Origin of the sequence: Frateuria sp. (genome assembly GCF_035943815.1) — a bacterium.
In the GTDB taxonomy this organism is placed as follows: Bacteria; Pseudomonadota; Gammaproteobacteria; order Xanthomonadales; family Rhodanobacteraceae; genus Frateuria_A.
This window is the reverse complement of the sequence record NZ_DASZBU010000005.1, coordinates 234,860-254,009: the sequence shown is the minus strand read 5'-3', so window position 1 is coordinate 254,009 and position 19,150 is coordinate 234,860. Positions and strand designations below refer to the sequence as shown.

Here is a 19,150-nt window from a genome sequence, read left to right as displayed (position 1 = left end):
TATGGGTAGGACCTCAGAGCCGCTGGCGCGGCATGTTGCGCAGGCGCAGCGCGAACGCCACGCCGCCGCCGTCCTCCAGGTTGCGCGCGCTGGCGCTGCCGCCGTGGCGCTCGGCGACCAGGCGCACCACGTAGAGGCCCAGGCCCAGGTGCGGCGCGTCGCCCGGCGTGGCCTTGTCGCGCAGGCTGACCAGCGAGTCGAACAGGCGGCCCTGCATGGCGGCGGGCAGCGGCGGCCCCTGGTTGGCGAGGGTGATCTCGGCGCCGTCCTCGCGGGCGGCAAGGCCAAGGCGCAGCCAGCCGTCGGCCGGGGTGAACGAGAGCGCGTTGTCGAGCAGCTTGTCCAGCGCCTGGGCGATCAGTTCGGGCGCGCAATGCATGGGCAGCGGCGCGTCCGGCAGCTCGCAGGCGAGCGTGCGGGTGCCGACCAGCGGGCGATAGGCCTCGGCGCAGCCGCGCACCACTTCGCGCAGATCGACGTCCTCGGCCTCCGCGGCGGCGATCGCGCGCTCCATGCGGCTGGCCTCGCTCATGGCGCGCACCAGCATGCCCAGCCGTGCCACGCCGTCGCGGGCGCGGGCAAGGTAGGGCTGGGCCTCGGGCGGCAACGCGTCGTTGGCCTGCAGCGCGTGCTCCAGGTTGTCCAGCGAGCTCTTGACGATCGCCAGCGGCGTATTGAGTTCGTGCGAGAGTTTGGAGGCGAGCGTGCGCAGGTAGTCGGTATAGCCGCCGATGGCCACGAACAGGCGCTCGAAGCTGCGCGCCAGGTCGCCGATCTCGTCCTCGGCGGCCGTCATCGGGAAGCGGCCCCTGGCGAACAGGTCGTCCATGCGGCCGTCGGCCAGTTGCGCACGCTCGGCCGCATCGCGCAGGCGGCCCAGGCGCAGGCTCAGCCGCGTGGCGAACCACAACAGGATGCCGCCGGCCACCAGCAGCACGCCGAAACTGGTCAGCAGCAGCATCAGCAGCGCGCGGTTGGCCAGCAACGGCACGGTGGTGCTGGCCTGTTCGAGCAACAACACACCGCGCACGCGGCCGGGCGCGCCGATCGGCACCGCCGCAGCGAGCACCACGCTGGCGCGGGTTTCGCCTTCGCGCCACACCGTGGCCGGCCTGCCCTCGCGCGCCCGGGCGACCTCGGGCAGGTCCAGGCGTGGGGCGTCCTGGGTCCAGGGCGCGGCGTCCTCCACGCGATTGGCGAGCAGCGCGCGGTAGACCAGCGCGGCAAACCAGCCCGGCTGCGGACCGCCCGATTGCAGGCGGCCGCTCTGCGCCAGCACCCAGCCGGGCGCCGCGAGCACGCGCACGCGGGTGTCCTCGGGCGCCAGCCGCGCCAGCTCCTGGGACAGCACGGAGGAGTAGCGCCACAGCGGGCGCGCGTCCACCGCCAGCGGATCTCCGCCCGCTGCCGCGTCGTAGATCCCAAGTGCGAGGCGGTCGACGGCGAGCGCGTTGGGCAGCCGCAGCTCCACCCGCCAGCCACCGCCATCTTCCTGCCACTGGCCGGAGAGCCGATCGGGCCAGCCGGGCACCGGCGGGTCGAGCAGGCGCGCGTCGAAGGGTCCCGGCGCGGCGCTGGCGAGCAGGTAGCGCAGGCGGATGTCGCCCCGGTCCAGTTCGAGCACCACATGGTCGGCGCGCAACGCGCCGGCATCCCCGGCATCGGCCCGGCTGCGCTGGGTGCCGCGCTGCTGCACGTACAGGTAGAGCCCGCCCGCGTCCTCGGCCAGCAGCACGCTGCCGCGCGGGCCCAGCGGTTGGCTCCAGGGCGTGAGCGGGGCCCAATCGTCACCGTAGCCGTCGACAGTGATCGGGTTGGCGGCCTGCTGCACGTACCAGCCGCGGCTCGATTGCGGCAATGCGGCGCCGGTCGCCACCAGGCTGCGCGCGACCGCCCGCGCCGAGGCGACGAGCGCCTGCGCCTGGCCCTCGCGAAGCAGGGTTTCCATCTGGCGCACGTACAGCCAGCCGGCGACCGGCAGCGCCAACGTGCACAGAGCAACCAGCAGCAGCTTGCGGCGCAGATTCATCGCGTGAGCTTGGCGCAAGGCCGCGCCGCCGGCTAGCGGCGCGCGGCGGCCCCGCGCTGGTAGGTGCTGCCGACCACCACGCGCATGAATTCGTCCAGCAGTTCGGCGCGCCTCGGGTCGTTGTCGGGGAAGCTCAGCGACCAGCTCAGGCGGATGCCCGAAGCCTGGCCCGGATCACAGAACACCACCGCGTCATCGACGCGGTCGCTGCCCAGGAACACCAGCGCCTCGCAGGCCATGCTGCGATGACGCACCGGGAACCGGCTCGCCTTGGCCAGCGGGTCCAGCTGAAGGTAGTGCTTGCGGTCGGCATCCAGCTCGGCTTCCAGGCTGGGCAGCTTGCGCGGCCACACGTTGAGCACCATCACGCCGACCGGCTCGCCCGTCCATTCGCCCTGGTAGATGACCAGGTCCACGCCGATCCCGCGGGCATAGGTACAGCAGTCGGCCGTCCAGCCGGCCGGCGCCCTGGCGTGGATGGTCCAGCCGGGTACCTTGCCGTCGGGCTTGCCCTGCGCGGTGACCTCATCGGCCGGGCGCCCAGCCGCGTGGATGACGGACGCCGACAGCAGCCACACCAGCGCAGCAAGCCCGCGCCTCACGGCTTCCACCGGTAGCCCACGCCGTGCACGGTTTCGATCGCGTCGAAATCGGGCGCCACCGCGACGAATTTCTTGCGGATGCGCTTGATGTGCGAGGTGATGGTGGCGTCGTCCACCACCAATTCCGCCTCGCGCATCAGCTGGTCGCGGTTCTTGACGTGGCCGGGGAAGCGCACCAGCGTGTGCACCATCCAGAACTCGGTGACGGTGAGCGGGATCTCGGCGTCGTTCCAGGTCACGCGCATGCGCTCGGACTCGAGCTTGAGCGGGCCGTGCGCGATCACCGTCTCGTTGGACGCCGGCACCTTGAGCGACTCGATGCGCCGGAACAGCGCCGCGATGCGGGCGGCAAGCTGATGCAGGCTGGTGTCCTTGGAAAGATAGTCGTCCGCGCCCAGGCGCAAGCCGGAGATCACATCGAAGTCGGAGTCGCGCGCAGTCAGAAAGATGATCGGCAGCGTCGCCGACTTGGCGCGCAGCTCGCGGCATAGGTCAAAGCCGCCTTCGGGCTCGTCGCCCAGGCCGATGTCGATGATCACCAGCTCCGGCAGCTTCATCGCGAAGGCGGCGGAGGCGTCCTGCCGCGAGCCATAGCCGCGCGTGTCGTAGCCGAAGCGGTTGAGCGCCTCGACGTAGTTGGCACGGATGAGCGGTTCGTCCTCGACGATGGCAATGCTGCGGCCCATGCTGGTCTCCCTGTGGTGGCGCGCAGCGTGCTATGCGCATCGCATTGGTGCAAGCCGCATCGTGCGCAAGCCCGCGTTTTGCCCGATCCGGCCTTCGCTTTGCCCCTGCGCCGACGCCATGTACGCCCGCGGGGACGGTTCCATGGAGCGCAGTTCAGGAGACGACACCATGCCCAGCGCCCCGACCCAAGATCCCAACGCCGAGCTGCGCCATTTCGAGCCCTTGCGTGTGGTGCTGGCGCTGGGCGCCTTGTTGCTGGGCCTGGTGATGGGCATCCACTAGAGGTGAAAGCCATGTCTGCCGATACGTTCGACCCGTTTGCCGTGGAAGGCGTTCAGGCACCCGCCGTGCATGGAGGCGCGGCGGGTGCGGGCGAGGAGCCCGATCCCGACTGGCAGCCGCTCTGAAGCACGCTTCATCGCAACTCCGTACAGCCAAGCCGTTCCTTCTCCCCTCCTCGCGAGGGGACTTTTTTTTCCTGGCGGACTGAACCGTTGGCGCCGGGAACCAAACCGCAGGAGCCCTGTCAGACCTCCCGGCGGGCGTCATCCATTGCCGTGGATCACCGCTGCCGCTTGGCGGCGGCGCCAAGACGCCCGCTCTGGTGGACTCCTCATGCGTCCCAATCCGACGACGCTTTATCCCGGTGCAGTCCCTGCACCGGGATTTTTCTTTGCCGCTTCAGCCGATGGCACGGCGCATCGCGTCGATGACTTGCGCGTAGTCGGGCGCACCGAAGATCGCCGAACCGGCGACGAAGGTATCGGCGCCTGCCGCAGCGATTTCGCCGATGTTCGCCGCGCTTACGCCGCCGTCGATCTCCAGCCGGATCGCGAGGCCGCTTTCGTCGATGCGCCGGCGCACTTCGCGCACTTTGTTGAGCGCCTCGGGGATGAACTTCTGCCCGCCGAAGCCGGGATTGACCGACATGATCAGCACCAGGTCGAGCTTGTCCAGCACGTGGTCCAGCCAGTTGAGCGGCGTGGCCGGATTGAACACCAGGCCCACCTGGCAGCCGGCATCCTTGATCACGCCGATGGTGCGGTCCACGTGCTCGCTGGCTTCCGGATGGAAGCTGACCAGACTCGCCCCGGCCTTGGCGAAATCCGGCGCGATGCGGTCGACCGGCTTGACCATCAGGTGCACGTCGATCGGAGCGCCGATGCCGTAGTCGCGCAGGGCCTTGAGCACCATCGGGCCCATGGTGAGGTTGGGTACGTAGTGGTTGTCCATCACGTCGAAGTGCACCCAGTCGCCGCCCGCGGCCAGCACCTTGGCGGTGTCCTCGCCCAGCCGGGCAAAGTCGGCGGAGAGGATGGAGGGAGCGATGACGGGGGTCTGCTTGCTCATGTCGGGGCCTGCGTGGGTGGGTTTCCAGCCGTTCGCCCCGAGCGTAGCCGCGGCGGAGCCGAAGGATCGGTAGCGGTTTGCGTTACTTGAAGCCCTTTTCCGCCTTGATCCGCTCGTAGGCCGCGTTGATCTCGCTGGCGCGGGCCTCGGCCTGCTTGCGCATCGCCTCGGGCAAGTCGCCCAGGCGGTCGGGATGGTGTTCGGAGATCAGCTTGCGGTAGGCGCGCTTGATGGCGCGCTCGTCGGCGCCGCGCTCGATGCCGAGCACGGCATACGGGTCCGGGCCATGGGCGGCGCGGTGCGGCGGCACGTAGCCACCGTAGCCGCGCCGGCGATCGCCGGCGGCCGCGTTCCAGGCGTAGCCCTTCATCGCCATCAGCGCCATCAGCTCCATGTCGCTGATGCGCAGCGCGAAAGCGAGCTGGCGCAGGATCGCCATCTTTTCCGGCGGCGGGTTGCCTTCGGCCAGCACCGTCTCGATCACCACGTCCAGCACGGGAAATGCGTGGTCACGGCGCAGGCCGACCCACTGGCGCAGGCCCTCGATCGGCGGGCGCACGTCGAACTCCGGCTGCTTGCCCTGGTTGAAGGCGGCGATGGCTTCCTTGCGCTGTTCACCGGAGAGGCCCATGCGCGTCATCAGCCGTTCGGCGATGGCGATCTCCGCCTCGGACACGCGCCCGTCGGACTTTGCCACCGCGCCCAGCAGCGCGAACAGCGGCGTGACGAAGCCGCCCGCCTGCGGCGTGGCGCGGTAGCGCTGGCTCTGGCGCAGGCTGTCGATGACGAAGCCGATCGCCGCACCGACCAGGGCGCCGGGAATGCCGTGGCCGAGGATCAGCCCTACGAAGGCCAGGACCAGCGTGGTGGACAGACTCATGGATGCGCCTGCGCAGCAGGCTCCTGCGCGCTGTACCAGCGCGCCAGGGCGTCCAGCTCGGCGTCGCTCACCGGCCCGATCGCCGCGCGCATCACGGCCACGTCGCGGCGGCCGTCGCGGTACTGCGCCAGCGCATTGCGCAGGTAGTCCAGGCGCTGCCCGGCCAGGTTCGGCGCACCGGGCATCTGCGCGATGCCGGTCTCGCCGTGGCAGGCGGCGCACAGGCCCAGACGGGCCGGACGGGCGGGCGCGGCGGCAAAGGCGGGCAGGGCGGCGGCCAGCAGCGCCGCGAGCAGAACGAGTCGCATCGGCAAGGCTTGGAGCGAGATGGATTCCCGGAACGCGCGATTCTAGCAGCGCCCCGGCGCCTGCCCGCGCGCGGCGCCGCTAGAATAGGCATTCCCCTGAGCCTGCGGACCCAAGCCCGTGCCCACCACCCTGCTGCAATCGAACCTGCCCGGCCTGGACCTGATCCACCGCGGCAAGGTGCGCGACGTCTACGCGCTTTCCGGCGACCGGCTGCTGATCGTGGCCACCGACCGCCTGTCCGCCTTCGACGTGGTTCTGCCCGACCCGATCCCCGGCAAGGGCGAGATGCTCACGCAGATCTCCAACTTCTGGTTCGACAAGACCGCACACATCATCCCCAACCACCTGCTCGAGGTACCGCTGGGCGAGGTGCTGCCCAAGGGCACCGACCTGTCGCTCTATGCCGGCCGCGCGGTGGTGACGCGGAGGCTCAAGCCGGTGCCTGTGGAGGCGATCGCGCGCGGCTACCTGATCGGCTCGGGTTGGAAGGACTACCAGGCCAGCGGCAAGCTCTGCGGCATCACGCTGCCGGCGGGCCTGAAGCAGGCGCAACAGCTGCCCGAACCGATCTTCACGCCCTCGACCAAGGCCGCGGTGGGCGACCACGACCAGAACGTGAGCTTCGATGCGGTCGTCGATGCCGTAGGCCGCGAACTGGCGCAAAAGGTGCGCGAGGCCACGCTGGCGATCTACCGCTGGGCTGCCGACTATGCCGCCGAGCGCGGCATCATCATCGCCGACACCAAGTTCGAGTTCGGCACCGACGCCGACGGCAAGCTCTACGTGATGGACGAGATGCTCACGCCTGACTCCTCGCGCTTCTGGCCGGCCGACGAATACCGCACCGGCATCAGCCCGCCCAGCTACGACAAGCAGTTCGTGCGTGATTACCTGGAGACGCTGGACTGGAACAAGAAGGCGCCGGGCCCGCACATCCCCGGCGAGGTGATCGAACGCACCCGCGCCAAGTACGCCGAGGCGCTTGAGCGGCTGGCCGGCATCCGGCTCGACTGATCCGCCGACGAAAGGGGCAACCATGCGCAGCATGCAGAACTGGCTCGACGGCTACAGCGCCGACCACCGCAACCCGATCAATCAGGCCTTGCACTGGATCTGCGTGCCGCCGATCGTGTGGACCGTGGTCGCGCTGCTGTGGACCGTGCCGGTGCCGGCTGCCTGGCTCAAGCCCGGTGCCTGGGCGGTGTTCGCCATGGTCGCGGCGTTCGCCTGGTACTGGAAGCATTCGCACCGCCTGGGCGGCGCGCTGCTGGTGGCCTTCGTGCTGTTGGCCCTGTTCACCGCCTGGCTGTTCGATGTGCTCGGTCCGGTACGCCTGCGCTGGACGGCGATCGTGGTGTTCGTCGTCGCATGGATCGGCCAGTTCATCGGCCACCATTACGAAGGCCACCGGCCCAGCTTCCTCACCGACCTTTCCTACCTGCTGGTCGGCCCCGCCTGGCTTATGGAAAAGCTGCTGCGCAAGCTCGGCTTCAAGGCGCAGTCCTGATGCAGACCCTGCTCACCCTGCTCAGCACCCTGCTCTGGTGGGTGCTCTACGGCTCGATCGCGGCGCTGGCCGCCAGCCTGATCGCCTGGCCGGTCCTGCGCTGGAGCGAGCGTACCGAGGTGGTGTTCAACCGCGTGTACCTGGCCTGCCTGCTGTGGTGCCTGTTCGGGCTGCTGCTGGTGGTGCTGGTGGCCGCGCATGAGGGCCACCTCAAGCCCCCTTACGGGCCGCTGCTCGCCTCGTTGCCGCTGCGCCTCGCGCTGGTGGTCGACATGGCCGTCGGCGCGCTGCTGCTCTGGCGGCTGATCCCGCGCGTGGATGCGCGGCGGATCCGCCCGACCAGCGCCTGCATGGCGGTGGCCGCGGTGATCGCGGTGGCCTTCGGCATCGCCACCAGCCTGGCATAGGCATCGTCGAGCCCACCGCTTCCACGCGTTCGGTGGGCCGAAGATCACTCTAAGGTTCGCGCGGCGGCGTACCAGGTTCGCCGAAATCGGGCATGCCCCCTGGCGTCCAGCCGATCGGCTGGATGCGCGGGGCGCGGCGCGGCGTGCACTTCCAGCCGGGGCCGCCGTTGGCGTGGTAGATGATCCAGTCGCGGCCGTCCGTATCCTTGAAGAAACCGTTGTGGCCGGGCGCATAGACGCCATTGCGCACCGAGCTGGCGAACACCGGTCGCGGCGATTTCTTCCACGACTTCGGATCGAGCAGATCGGCACTGCCGTCCGCCTGCAGCAGCCCCAGCGCGTAATCGTCCGACCAGCAGGCGCTGGCCGAGTAGCTCAGGAACAGCTTGCCGTCCGGCCCCTGCAGGAACTCCGGCGCCTCCAGGATCTTGCGTCCGCCCTGCATCTCCCACGTGTAGGTGGGCGCGGCGATGTCCACCTGCGGCGAGGCGAGCGTCCAGGGGTCGGCCATCGGCGCGATCACCAGGTCGCTGTGGTCGCCGACGTAGGCCGAATAGACGAAGTACCAGCGGCCGGCATGCTCGAACACGGTGCCGTCGATGCCGGTATGCGCCGTCTTGAGCATGCCCCGCTCGATCCAGCGGCCGCGGGTGGGATCGGGCGAGGCATTCTCCAGCACGAATACATGGCGGTGCGCATCGTCGTCGTGCTGCTTGTCCGCTGCGGTGAAGTACAGGTACCACTTGCCCCGGATGTAGTGCAGCTCCGGCGCCCACACCGAAGTCGACGCCGCGCCGCGGGCCGGCGCACGCCATACGACCACCGGCGGGGCGTCGGCCAGCCGCCACAGATCGGTGGTGCGGCGCAGCTCGATGTGGTCGCGCGAGGTGCTGGTGTAGTAGTAGACGCCGCCGCGCTGGATCACCCACGGATCGGGACCCGAGGGCAGCAGCGGCGCGGCGTAGTCGTGCACGCCGGCTGCGTGCGCCTGGACGCCGGCGAACAGCAGGGCCAGGCTTGCGAGGATCGAGCGGTAGCGCATCACGGGCGGAAGTCTCCAGGCCGAAGGCCGTACTGCACGGCCGGTGGGGAGCGGCGGTGCCTGCCCGCCGCTCCGCTGTCGATTACTGCAGCACCCACTGCTGGGTGCCCAGGCCGTTGTCGGTATAGGTCTGCAATTGCGTGCCGGCCGTGGTCGAGCCGGCCGGATCGTCCAGCGCAAGATCGCCCGAGGCGCGGGTGATCAGCTTGTAGCTGCCGTGGCCGACGTCGACCACCTGCCAGCTCTGGTTGGCGTTGCCCACGCAACCCCACAGCGTGACCGGGTTGCCGCGGGTCGTGCTCCCCCCGGTGTTGTCCAGGCACAGGCCGGTGGCCTGGTTCTGCAGGCTGAAGTAGCCGTCGCCCTGCGCGTGGAAGGTCCAGCGCTGCACGCTCAGGCCATTGCAGGTCCACAGCTCGGCCGCGGTGTTGTTCGCGGTCGACCAGCCGGTGTTGTCCAGGCACAGGCCGGGGGCGTACACGTTCTGCAGGGCCCAGGTCGAGCCGTCGGCCGGCAGCCGGTTCCAGGGCATGTGACCGAAGTAGGTGATGCAGCCGCCATTGAGGTAGTCGGAGGCCAGTTCGAGGATGCCCGAGCCGTCCGCCTCCGGCAGCAAGGCCGAGGAATAGTTGGGACAGTAGTTGTCGTACGCCCCTGGCACCTGCACCGGCGCATCGATGGTGAACCAGTTGCCCGTGCCATCGGCGTGCGTGTTGGCAAACAGCACCTTGCCGTTGGACGGCGAGACGCTGCCGTTGGACTCGTACATCACCTGCCCCACCAGCAGGATCGCGCCGTTGGCGGCGGACAGCACCGAGGGCGACCAGTGGTTGAGCGGCGCGTGCTCCAGATACTGGCCGGTGGCCGTCTGCACCTTCGTTCCCATGTTGGTGGGATCGCCGAAGTACCAGCCATCCACCGACAGGCGCGAGAACACCGTGCATGCCGCCGGGCCGCACAGTTCGTAGCTCATGAAGAAGTGGCCGTTGGGCAGCGGGCTGACCGTGATCATGCCGGGCCGGTCGTTCGCGAGCGTGCTGCGCACGGTATCGGTGCGGTCCTGCCAGTTGACGCCGTCGTAGCTGCGGATCTGCGCCAGCTTCTGGCTGCAGCAGGGGTCGGTCTCGTCGGACCAGAACATCACCAGCGCGCCGTCGTTGGCCACCTCGAACTCCGGTTCCCATAGCCCATGGTTCGCGTCGCCCGCCCGCACCGGGGTGCTGTGATAGCTCCAGTGCGCGCCCTGGTCGGTGCTGGTGTAGACCTCGATCGCCGGCACGCCGCCGGAGAAATACGAGGCTGCGGACAACAGCGTGCCAGCGGGCAGGCTGCCGACCGCGCGCGGCAGTTCGTACAGCGTCGCGCAGCAACGCTCGCTGCTGCCGCCGATCACAGGCACGGGACCGAGCGTGCTCCAGCTGGCGCCATCGTCGGTGCTCTGGAAGATGATGCCGTTGGTGCTGGCGATGAGCCGCCCATTGGCATAGGCCGGCGCGTGCGCGAGGCGTACCACGCGCGGGTACAGCGTGCTCCCCTGCAGCACCGTGCCGCTGGCCGCCCGCGCGCCGGGCGCGAGGACCATCGCAAACAACAGCATGGTCCACTGCACCCAGGGCTTGCCGAAGATCGTCCGCATGTCTCCTCCCAGGCCGCGTCCGCGGCCGCGAAAGGAACGGCGAAGCCTTTCTGCGGCGTCATTCCCATTGGAGCGGGAATGACGTTACGAAAAAGCACCCCGACGTTCCCGATAGCGCCGGTAGCGCCGGCGTGCGCTCCCCTGTCGATTCGCCAGCCGCGTCAGTCGCCGGCAGTGGCCGGGTCCAGTTGCACGTAGTCGACGTCGGCCGGGCGCCCCGCGCCCTCGAGCACTACGGTGTTGTCGCCCTCGCGCAGAGGGCCGCTGGCGGTGGCCAGGTGCCAACCGTCACGCTCGGCGCGGTCGCTCGTCTTCCAGACCGCGCCATTGACGCGCAGCACGGGTAGCGCTGGCTCGAAGCCGAGGTCCTGCCAGCGGATCGTGGCGCGGTAGATGCCGCCTACCGGCACGTGTACCGGGAAGGTGAGCTGCCCGCCGGGCGAGGAGGCGATGCGCGCCTTGGCGCCGTTGGAGGCCGTCGCATCGCCGATGCGCACCGACCAGCGCCGTATCGCGTCCTCGGCTTCATAGCGATCGAAGCGCGCGGGCGCGTCGGCATACATGACGATGTTCCTGCGCGCGTCCGCCGGATCGCCGGCGGTGGACGAGGTGGTCGCGTGCCACAGCTTTCCGCCGGGCATGGACAAGAGCGCCTGCGTCCAGCCGGCGTGGATGTTGCCGGTGAGCTTCTGCACCGGCGCCTCGGCTTCCCACCAGGGACCGCGGCCGCCGTCGTTGTTCCAGTAGATGCTGTGCCCGGCGGGATCGCCGTCACCGCCCGCGCGTTCTGCCAGCACCGCGATCACGCCGGGACCCTTGTGCCATGGCAGCCAGCGCACGATCGGCGAAGCGGCCGGCCAGGCACCGGCGGCCGTGCGCACCTGCGTGCCGCGGTCGGACGGATCGCCCCAGTCCAGGCCGTCGGCGCTGGTCTTGAGATAGACCTGCCCGTTGCGCGGGCCGTCGATGTCTTCGTAGGTCATCACGTAGCGGCCGTCCGGCAGGCGGTCGACCACCGCCATGCCCGGGCGCTCGACGCCGCCGGGGATGGCCACGTCCACCTTCTCCTCGCCCCACGTACGTCCACCGTCGGTGGAAAGCTTGTGCGCGAGCAGCTGGTTGAAGCCGGCCTCCTTGTGCGCCTCGCTGGAGTAGTAGGCGACCAGCCGCCCGTCGTCCAGGCGGTGGACGTTGGGCTCCCACACGCCGTGGTTGTCCTTGTCGCTCGGATTGCCGCCGCCCTTCACGATCGAGCCGCGGTAACGCCAGCTGCGGCCGCCGTCGGTGGAGGCGTAGAGCTGCAGGTCCTCGGCCACCAGCCGCCCCTCGGCGTCGTTGCCGGTGGCATTGGCGGCCAGCAGCAGCGTGCCTGCCGGCAGGTCGGCGCTGGGACGCGCCAGCTCGGACAGGTGCGGCTGCCAGCGCAATTGCCAGCGGGTGGCGTCGCCGTGGGCCTGGTCGGTGACATTGGAAAGGAAGCGCCAGTGCACGCCATCGTCGACGCTCTCGTACAACGGGATGCCGCCCATGCCGTCGCGCTCGAACACCATCAGCATGCGGCCGTTGGACGCCGCCTGCGGCTGGTGCGCCAGGCGCACCGCCGAGACGTAGCCGGTACCGTCGGCCAGCACCTGGCCGCGCGTGGAAGGCGGTGCGGACGCCGCGAGGGACGCAACGCCGGCGCCCGCGAGCACGCAGCCCAGGGCCAGGGAAAGGACTCGCTTCATGGGCGCACTCCGGAAGAAGAAAACGGCCGGCGCACGGCGGCCGCCGGCGTGCCGGCGGAACAGCCGAACAGCGCCAGCGGCACCGACTGCGCCATCGCACGGTAGCCGGCGTCGTTGGGATGGATGTGGTCGCCGCTCTCCAGCGACGGGCGCAGTCGCGAGGGCTGCGCCGGATCGCGCAGCACCGCGTCGAAATCGATCACCGCGTCGAACGGCGCCCGCGTGCGGATCCAGGCATTGACTGTCTTGCGCGCCGCCTCGCCCTGCTCCGAATAGGCCCGGTCGGTGCCGCCGAAAGGCGGCAGCGTGGCGCCATAGACGCGCAGCCCGCACTGATGTGCGGAGCGCGCGATGCGCTCGAGGCCCGCCACGACCGGTGCCGCGAGCGCCCGCGCCTCGGGCAGCGGCTGCCCGGTGGCCCGCGCGGCCATGGTCGGCTCGCCGATGTCGTTGATGCCGCCCAACAGCATCAGGTAGCGCGCGCCAGGCACGTCGAGCACGTCGGACGCCAGCCGCGACACCATGCTCGCGCCCTGACTGAAATCGCCCCGTGCCGCAGCCACCTGGTTGCCGTCGATGCCGGCGTTGACGACCGCCTGCCCGCAACGTGCCGCCCGCAGGCGCCCGGCCAGGCGTTCAGGATAGCTGCCGCCCGGGCTGGCGCGGAAGCCGTTGGTGATGGAATCGCCCAGCGTGACGATCGCCCCAGTGGCTCCCGGGGCCTGGACATCGACGCGCGTCAGCCAGTCGGAGCCGGGAGCGATCGTCGGATGCGGGATCCGGGCGACCTGCGAGAAATCCCCGACGGCCGATAACGCCTGGCCATAGCGCGCATCCGGATGCCAAGTGGAGGCGACCGCGGCGGCGGGCACGAACAGGCTGACCGCGATCGCTTCACCGGCACGTACGCGCATGGCCAGCGGGTCGCTGTCGATCGCTCCCCCGGCGGGGATCGTCACCTCGCGCGCGCCCGCGAAGGCGACGGAAGCCAAGGAACTGCTGACCACGGCCAAAGGCGCTCCTGCCGCAGGCCGGGCCACCGTGACCGCGCCCAAATGCAGCGGCCGGTCACCGTAGCGGTTGTCCAGATGCAGCCGCAGGCGTGCGCCCGAAGCGTCCAGGCGCACCACCATCCGCAGCGTGCGCCCATCCACCTCCGGGTTGCGCGGCGGCACGCGCAGCACCGGATTGGCGATCATCGGCGCGCGCAACGGGGCAGCGGCCCACGCCGCCACCCAATGAGGAGCCCCGGCGAGGGATGGCCCGGCGTGGGCCGGCGCGCCAAGCACGCCGGCCAAGGCCAGCAGCAGGCCGACCCGGCTTGTCCGGCTACCCGCAGCAGTCATGCGCACGCCTCCCTTGCAAGGAAGCGGAGGCGGCGATGGCGGCCGGGGAGGAGTACCGCCATCGCCGTCCCGCTCACAGCTTGAAGCGCACGCCCACACCCACGGTGCGGTCCTGGTAGCGGATGTCGCGCGGCCGCGAGGTGCCGTCGCCCCAGTACTGGTGCAGGTCCTGGCCGGTCAGGTTGGTGGCCGAGAACACCACGGTGGTGTGCGGGTTGACGTCGTAGCCGATCGACAGGTCGAGCTGGTTGGCCGGCTCGATCTCGTCGTGGTTGCCGGCCACCGTCGGCTGCGTGAAGAAGTCGATGAAGCGGCTGCGGTAGTTGTAGGCAAGGCGTGCGGAGAAGCCGTACTTCTCGTACATCAGCACGGCGTTGCCGTTGCGCTTGGACACGTTCTGCAGCGGCGAGGCCACGACCGGGCCGCCGATGAACTGCGGCGAGCGGGTGGAGCCGTCGATGTAGGTGTAGTTCAACTGCACGCCCAGCCCGCTCAACGCGCCGGGCAGGAAGTCGAAGAACTGCTGGTAGGCCACCTCGGCGCCGTCCAGATGGCCGCTGCCGGCGCTCTGCGGCGAGGACAGCTGGTAGGCCTGGCCGCCGATCGTCACGTCAGTCACGTAGTTCTGGATGTAGCCGTTGATGTCGCGGTAGAACACGCCGCCGCTGACGTAGCCGGCCGGCGCGAAATACCACTCCAGCGAGGCGTCGTAGTTGTTCGACTTGATCGGCTTGAGGTCCGGGTTGCCGCTGGCCGCGGCGCCCGCGCGGTTGATCGTGCCGGGGTTGAGCGAGATCGACGGGTTGAGCTGGCCGAAGTCGGGGTAGGTCACCGTCTTGGCGGCCACCAGGCGCAGCTGCAGGGCGTCGGTGAAGTGCAGGTTGAAGCTGAGGTTGGGCAGGTACACCGGCTCGCTGGTGTTCACCGACAGCGGCGAATAGATGCTGGTGGCCGCGTTGAAGGAGAACGCATCGAGGTTGCGCCTGACGCGCTCGACGCGCATGCCCAGCAGGCCGTCCGCCGGCAGGCCGAACAGCGTGGTGTCGTAGGCCGCCTGCAGGTAGCCGGCGAGGGTCTTCTCGTCGATGTTGTAGTAGCGGCCGGGGTTCACCGGCGGACGGCCGCCGGGCAGGCCGTACAGGCCACGGATCGCGTCGGCGTTGCCGGTGAGGTAGTTGAAGCAGCCGGTCAGCCACGAGACCGGGATGGCCGAGGTGGTCGGCATCGAGCAGAAGTAGCTGCTCGGGAAGCGCGCGGTGACCTGGTTGGCCGGGTTCGGCGTGGCGACGATGTTGCCGGTGCCGGCGCCGCCCGGCGGCGGCGTGGAGATCTCCACGCTGCCGGTGTACTGGGCCTTGTGGTCGGCGTAGCGCAGGCCGAAGTCGAGGTAGCTGAAGAAGCTGCCGTTGAGGTCGAGGTTGCCGTCGCCGCGCCAGGCCCACTGCTTGCCGCGCTGGGTGTTCCAGGTCTGGAACAGGCCGTTCAGATAATAGTTGTTCGGGTCGAGCTGTGCGTTGTTGCCCAGCGACCAGTTCTGCTGGTTGCCGGCGGTGCCGTTCCACACCGTGGTCACCGGCCCCTTGAGGAAGGTGTCGACGATGAAGGTGTTGGTGTCGAACGAGGTCGAGCCATAGGACAGGTCCGAACTCAGGCGCAGACGGTCACCATGCCACTTCACGCCGACCGCGTGCTGCATGTCGCGGCCGTGCTGCAGGTGCGCCTGGGTGCTGGTCGCCGCATAGGTGTTGCCGGTCCAGCTGCCGCTGGAGGCGTCGCAGATGGTCTGGCCGGCGAACGGCGAGCCGGTGAGCTGGTCGGCGTAGCAGTTGTTGCCGACGGTCAGGTTGCTCGGCGTCACCGCGCCGACCGGGAAGGAGAAATAGAACGGCTGGTTGTATTGGTCCGAATCCCAGTCGTACAGGCCCTCGGCGTAGACCTCGGTGCTGTCGTTGGGTTTCCACTGCAGCGCGTAGTTCAGCTCGGGGCGCTGGCGGTAGCCGATGTTGTAGTCCGCGCCGAAACCGTTGGGCGCGGCGATCAGGTTGCCCGAAGCGGTGCGCATCGGTGTGCCGGTGCCGTCCCGCAGCACCTTGGGAAAGTCGCCCCACACCGCGTCGTACTGGTAGTGCTGCGCCATGAAGCTGGCGTTGGCCAGCGCGCCGATCTCGCCGATGCCGGTCTGCCAGCGGTCGCTCATCAGCACGCTGAAGTTGGGGTCGGTGCGACCGCCGTACTTGCTGTGCGTGGCGGTGTAGGTCGCCGCGACCTTGGCGCCGTCGAAGTCGAACGGGCGGTAGAGCTGCATGTCGACCACGCCGGCGATGCCGCCGTCGGGCAGGCTCGCCTCGCTGCTCTTGTAGACCTGCACCGTCTTGACCGCAGTGGCCGGCAGGTTCTGGAAGGCGAAGCCGCGGCCCACGCCGCTGAAGATCTCGCGGCCGTTGAGCGTGGTGATCACGTTGGGCAGGCCGCGCACCACGACCGAGCCGGTCTCGCCCTGGAAGCCTTGCGCGATCTGCACGCCGGTGATGCGCTGCATGGCGTCGGCCACGCTGTTGTCCGGCAGCTTGCCGATGTCCTCGGCGACGATCGAATCGACCACCATGCGCGCGTCCTGCTTGAGCGTCTGCGCGCTCGAAAGGCTCTGACGCAGCGGCGTGACGGTCACCTGCGAGAGGTTGACCGCGCTCTGCTTGTCATCGCGCTTGGCCGTAGCGCTCTTGTGCGGCTTGGCCTGCGCGTCCTGCGTGGTGGTGCTGGCGGCGGACTGGGTGTCGTTGCCGGCCTGCGCCTGCGCGTCTTGCGCATGCGCCGAGCCGAAGGCTGCGGCGATGGCCGCCGCGAGGATCGTCACCGGAATACGGTTGCGGTACATGAGTGGAAACCTCCCGTCAGGAAATCGTGGCCGCCGGAGCGTCCGGCGACATGCTTGGTCTGGGCGCTGCGCGGTTGCCGCCGCGCAGCGAAAAAAAGTGGAACCTTCGGCTGCTACTTCGTCTTGGCCGCCGGCGCGGGGTAGCTCGCCGCCGCCTCCGGCACCACACCGCGCGGCGTGTGGGAAAGCGCGCGCAGGATCTCGGCCTCGCGCTCGCGGTACGGCGTCCCGTCGCCATGCAGCAGGTCGTGGAACCAGATCGTCGGCGGCTGCAGGGTGTACGGGCGCTGCCACGAGTCCCACGGCAGCGTGGTCTGCGTGCGCCCTTCGACGAAGCCCCAGTTGACCATGCCCACGTCCAGCTTCTTGGCCAGCGGGAGCACGCCGTCGATGGTCGAGCCGGCGCCGCGCGCCATGTATTCGGTGCAGATCAGCGGACGGCCGTAGCGCGCCAGCTGCTTCACGCGCGCGGCGAACTCCTCCGGCCAGCCGTAGTTGTGGAAGCTGATCACGTCGGACTGCTCGAGCTGGGTGCGCTCGACCGCATTGAGCTTGTCCAGGTCCGACCAGTCCGCGTCGTGCCACACGCCGCTGGTGAGCGGCTGCGTCGGCGCAGCGCTGCGCGCCCAGGCGAACACTTGCGGCAGCAACTTCGCCACCAGGGCGACCTTGTCCTTCGGCTCGCGGGCGTCGTAATTGCCGCCGCCGGGGTTGTCAGGTTCGTTCCACACGTCCCAGGCGAGCACGCGGTCGTCCTTGGCGAAGCGCCCGACGACGTCCTTCACATACTGCTCCAGCCGCGGATACTGGCTGGGATCGGCCATCGCCACGCCGGGGCTCTGCACCCAGCCGGAGTTGTGCACGCCGGGGATCGGTGGATGCTGGGGCCCGAGCTTGGGTTCCGGATCCCAGCACGAGTCGAACAGCACGAAGATCGGCTTGATGCCGTGCCTGTGCGCGATGGCGAGGAACTGGTCGATGCGCCGCTTGAAGCCGTCCGGGTCCTGCTTCCACAGCAGGTCGTGCAGGAACACGCGCATGGTGTTCATGCCCAGCTGCTGAGCCCAGCCCAGTTCCTTGTCGATGCGCGCCGGGTCGAAGGTGGCCGCCTGCCACATCTCCAGCTCGTTGATCGCGTCGGCGGGCACATAGTTGCTGCCCAGCGGCCAGGACTGATGCTCGTACCAGGCGTGCGCCTGCGCGCTGGTCCAGCGTGCCGGCGCATCGGCGGCCGGCGCACGCGGGGCGAACAGCGCCGCCGTTGCGAATGCCAGGGCCAACAGTGCGTGTTTCATGCCATCTCCCTCGTGATGCGCTGCGCTTGCGCGCGGCAAACGCTCCCCTGGGCGTCCCGCCAGGAACGCCCTTGCGGTTCGGTCTGTCCGGTCAGCGCTCGCCGTGCGCCGGCTCGGTGGTGAAGCGGTAGACGATCAAATTGCGGTAGACCTGCCCCGGCGCCAGCCGGGCCGAGCCGAAGGCCGGCTGGTTGGGCGTATCCGGATACAGCTGCGGCTCCAGCACGAAGGCGTCGCCCTGGCGGTAAACGTGCCCGCCCGTGCCGACCGTGGCGCCGTCCAGGAAATTGCCCGAGTAGAACTGCAGCCCCGGCTGCGCCGAACTCAGCGTCAACACGCGGCCGGAGTGCGGGTCTTCCACGCGCGCGACCATGCGTGGCGCCACCGCTGGTTTGCGGCTGATCACCCAGTTGTGGTCGTAGCCGTGGCCGTTGAGCAACTGCGGATCGGCGATGCGGATGTCGCGGCCGATCGCCTTGGGCTCGCGGAAGTCGAACGGCGTGCCGGCGACCTGGCGGACCTCGCCGGTGGGAATGGAGCCGGCATCGACCGGCAGATACGTATCGCCCGCGATGGTCAGGCGCTGCTCCATCACGCTGCCGGAGCCCTCGCCGGAAAGATTCCAGTAGGCGTGATTGCTGAGGTTGACGATGGTGGGCTTGTCGGTGGTCGCGCGGTACTCGATCGAGAGCTGGTCCTGATCGTCCAGCGTGTAGACCGCCGTCACCGACAGCTTGCCCGGATAGCCCATGTCGCCGTCGGGACTTACGTAGGTCAAGGTGACGCTGGCCTTGTCCGCGTCGTGGCTCACCGGGCCGATGGTCCACAGCACCTTGTCGAAGCCGCGCGTGCCGCCGTGCAACGAGTTGGGACCGTTGTTGACCGGTACCTGGTAGCTGTGGCCGTCGAGCACGAAGCGGCCCTTGGCGATGCGGTTGGCATAGCGGCCGACCGTGGCGCCGAAGTACTGCGGCTTGTCCAGGTAATCCGCGAGCGAGGCATAGCCGAGCACGATGTCGGCGAAACGGCCCTGGCGGTCCGGCACGCTGAGCGACTGCAGACTCGCGCCGTACGCGATCACCCGCGCCGAGAGGCCATGCGAGTTGCTCAGCACGACCGCCTCCACGGGCTTGCCGTCTGGCATCGCCCCGAACGCCTCGCGCTTGGCCATCGTGGCCGCGTGCACCGTCATCGACAGTGCCGCCAGGCCGAGCATCGAACCCATCCACCCTGCACGTCGCATGTCACCAGTGCCCCTAGCGCGGCTGTCGAAGTGAGGGCATGCAAGCACATTGTATGATTATCGTGCAAGCGTTCCGGCGCAGGAAAATTTTCTTGGTGCGACGCGCCATTGCACGTGCACGACCGGTCCGGACCCGCCGATTCCGCATGACATCGCCGCACGCACGATCGGCATCGATCCGCCCAAGCCGGACCACGGAGGCGCAAATTTTCTGC

16 protein-coding genes are annotated in these 19,150 nt (G+C 69.4%); 3 read left to right on the top strand and 13 right to left on the bottom strand.

Features of this window, described 5'->3' with window-relative positions:
* Positions 1-13 precede the first annotated feature (13 nt).
* The 6 genes from VGU65_RS02785 to VGU65_RS02760 all read right to left on the bottom strand — a co-directional run bounded on the left by VGU65_RS02785 (position 14) and on the right by VGU65_RS02760 (position 5,856).
* A complete protein-coding gene (locus tag VGU65_RS02785; RefSeq protein WP_327472659.1) occupies positions 14-2,029 on the bottom strand; it encodes an ATP-binding protein in 2,016 nt (671 codons plus the stop codon).
* Between the two features lie 32 nt (positions 2,030-2,061).
* Entirely contained in the window at positions 2,062-2,631 is a 570-nt protein-coding gene (locus VGU65_RS02780) for a hypothetical protein (RefSeq protein ID WP_327472657.1), read from the bottom strand.
* Positions 2,628-3,317: a proteobacterial dedicated sortase system response regulator gene (pdsR, locus tag VGU65_RS02775; RefSeq protein WP_327472656.1), complete on the bottom strand. Its 690-nt coding sequence runs from the start codon at positions 3,315-3,317 to the stop codon at positions 2,628-2,630. Before pdsR ends, VGU65_RS02780 begins: the two co-directional genes overlap by 4 nt.
* 682 nt (positions 3,318-3,999) lie before the next feature.
* A complete protein-coding gene (rpe, locus tag VGU65_RS02770) occupies positions 4,000-4,668 on the bottom strand; it encodes a ribulose-phosphate 3-epimerase (protein WP_327472654.1) in 669 nt (222 codons plus the stop codon).
* A gap of 82 nt (positions 4,669-4,750) precedes the next feature.
* Positions 4,751-5,548, bottom strand: a complete 798-nt coding sequence (gene djlA / locus VGU65_RS02765; protein WP_327472652.1) for a co-chaperone DjlA — start codon at positions 5,546-5,548, stop codon at positions 4,751-4,753.
* Entirely contained in the window at positions 5,545-5,856 is a 312-nt protein-coding gene (locus VGU65_RS02760) for a c-type cytochrome (protein ID WP_327472650.1), read from the bottom strand. Before VGU65_RS02760 ends, djlA begins: the two co-directional genes overlap by 4 nt.
* A gap of 118 nt (positions 5,857-5,974) precedes the next feature.
* On the opposite strand from VGU65_RS02760, the gene VGU65_RS02755 reads away from it, so the two are divergent.
* The 3 genes from VGU65_RS02755 to VGU65_RS02745 are packed head-to-tail and all read left to right on the top strand — an operon-like array spanning position 5,975 to position 7,771.
* Positions 5,975-6,871, top strand: coding sequence for a phosphoribosylaminoimidazolesuccinocarboxamide synthase (locus VGU65_RS02755; RefSeq protein WP_327472648.1), 897 nt, complete (start codon positions 5,975-5,977; stop codon positions 6,869-6,871).
* Positions 6,872-6,893: 22 nt separating this feature from the next.
* The gene (locus VGU65_RS02750; RefSeq protein WP_327472647.1) at positions 6,894-7,364 is read left to right on the top strand and encodes an Mpo1 family 2-hydroxy fatty acid dioxygenase; all 471 of its coding nucleotides are present in this window, start codon (positions 6,894-6,896) and stop codon (positions 7,362-7,364) included.
* Positions 7,364-7,771, top strand: a complete 408-nt coding sequence (locus VGU65_RS02745) for a hypothetical protein (protein ID WP_327472645.1) — start codon at positions 7,364-7,366, stop codon at positions 7,769-7,771. The genes VGU65_RS02750 and VGU65_RS02745 overlap by 1 nt, the downstream gene beginning before the upstream one ends.
* A 49-nt stretch (positions 7,772-7,820) precedes the next feature.
* On the opposite strand, the gene VGU65_RS02740 is transcribed toward VGU65_RS02745, so the two are convergent.
* From VGU65_RS02740 to VGU65_RS02710, 7 genes are all read right to left on the bottom strand, one after another.
* A complete protein-coding gene (locus tag VGU65_RS02740) occupies positions 7,821-8,813 on the bottom strand; it encodes a glycoside hydrolase family 43 protein (protein WP_327472872.1) in 993 nt (330 codons plus the stop codon).
* 82 nt (positions 8,814-8,895) lie between these two features.
* Positions 8,896-10,449: an RICIN domain-containing protein gene (locus tag VGU65_RS02735; RefSeq protein WP_327472643.1), complete on the bottom strand. Its 1,554-nt coding sequence runs from the start codon at positions 10,447-10,449 to the stop codon at positions 8,896-8,898.
* A 161-nt stretch (positions 10,450-10,610) separates the two neighbouring features.
* On the bottom strand, positions 10,611-12,176 hold the full coding sequence (locus tag VGU65_RS02730) for an exo-alpha-sialidase (RefSeq protein WP_327472641.1): 1,566 nt from the start codon (positions 12,174-12,176) through the stop codon (positions 10,611-10,613).
* Positions 12,173-13,522, bottom strand: a complete 1,350-nt coding sequence (locus VGU65_RS02725) for a GDSL-type esterase/lipase family protein (protein WP_327472639.1) — start codon at positions 13,520-13,522, stop codon at positions 12,173-12,175. Before VGU65_RS02725 ends, VGU65_RS02730 begins: the two co-directional genes overlap by 4 nt.
* A gap of 73 nt (positions 13,523-13,595) precedes the next feature.
* Positions 13,596-16,397, bottom strand: a complete 2,802-nt coding sequence (locus VGU65_RS02720; protein ID WP_327472637.1) for a TonB-dependent receptor — start codon at positions 16,395-16,397, stop codon at positions 13,596-13,598.
* 113 nt (positions 16,398-16,510) lie between these two features.
* The gene (locus VGU65_RS02715) at positions 16,511-17,692 is read right to left on the bottom strand and encodes a cellulase family glycosylhydrolase (protein WP_327472635.1); all 1,182 of its coding nucleotides are present in this window, start codon (positions 17,690-17,692) and stop codon (positions 16,511-16,513) included.
* Between the two features lie 91 nt (positions 17,693-17,783).
* The gene (locus VGU65_RS02710) at positions 17,784-18,935 is read right to left on the bottom strand and encodes an aldose epimerase family protein (protein WP_327472633.1); all 1,152 of its coding nucleotides are present in this window, start codon (positions 18,933-18,935) and stop codon (positions 17,784-17,786) included.
* Between the last annotated feature and the right edge of the window lie 215 nt (positions 18,936-19,150).

Bases quoted from the DNA above. Each gene is read 5' to 3' on its own strand.
- VGU65_RS02785 (WP_327472659.1), bottom strand. From the start codon at position 2,029: ATGAATCTGCGCCGCAAGCTGCTGCTGGTTGCTCTGTGCACGTTGGCG.
- VGU65_RS02750 (WP_327472647.1), top strand. From the start codon at position 6,894: ATGCGCAGCATGCAGAACTGGCTCGACGGCTACAGCGCCGACCACCGC.
- VGU65_RS02740 (WP_327472872.1), bottom strand. From the start codon at position 8,813: ATGCGCTACCGCTCGATCCTCGCAAGCCTGGCCCTGCTGTTCGCCGGC.
- VGU65_RS02725 (WP_327472639.1), bottom strand. From the start codon at position 13,522: ATGACTGCTGCGGGTAGCCGGACAAGCCGGGTCGGCCTGCTGCTGGCC.
- VGU65_RS02745 (WP_327472645.1), top strand. From the start codon at position 7,364: ATGCAGACCCTGCTCACCCTGCTCAGCACCCTGCTCTGGTGGGTGCTC.
- VGU65_RS02730 (WP_327472641.1), bottom strand. From the start codon at position 12,176: ATGAAGCGAGTCCTTTCCCTGGCCCTGGGCTGCGTGCTCGCGGGCGCC.
- VGU65_RS02760 (WP_327472650.1), bottom strand. From the start codon at position 5,856: ATGCGACTCGTTCTGCTCGCGGCGCTGCTGGCCGCCGCCCTGCCCGCC.
- VGU65_RS02715 (WP_327472635.1), bottom strand. From the start codon at position 17,692: ATGAAACACGCACTGTTGGCCCTGGCATTCGCAACGGCGGCGCTGTTC.
- rpe (WP_327472654.1), bottom strand. From the start codon at position 4,668: ATGAGCAAGCAGACCCCCGTCATCGCTCCCTCCATCCTCTCCGCCGAC.
- VGU65_RS02710 (WP_327472633.1), bottom strand. From the start codon at position 18,935: ATGCGACGTGCAGGGTGGATGGGTTCGATGCTCGGCCTGGCGGCACTG.
- VGU65_RS02735 (WP_327472643.1), bottom strand. From the start codon at position 10,449: ATGCGGACGATCTTCGGCAAGCCCTGGGTGCAGTGGACCATGCTGTTG.
- VGU65_RS02720 (WP_327472637.1), bottom strand. From the start codon at position 16,397: ATGTACCGCAACCGTATTCCGGTGACGATCCTCGCGGCGGCCATCGCC.
- pdsR (WP_327472656.1), bottom strand. From the start codon at position 3,317: ATGGGCCGCAGCATTGCCATCGTCGAGGACGAACCGCTCATCCGTGCC.
- djlA (WP_327472652.1), bottom strand. From the start codon at position 5,548: ATGAGTCTGTCCACCACGCTGGTCCTGGCCTTCGTAGGGCTGATCCTC.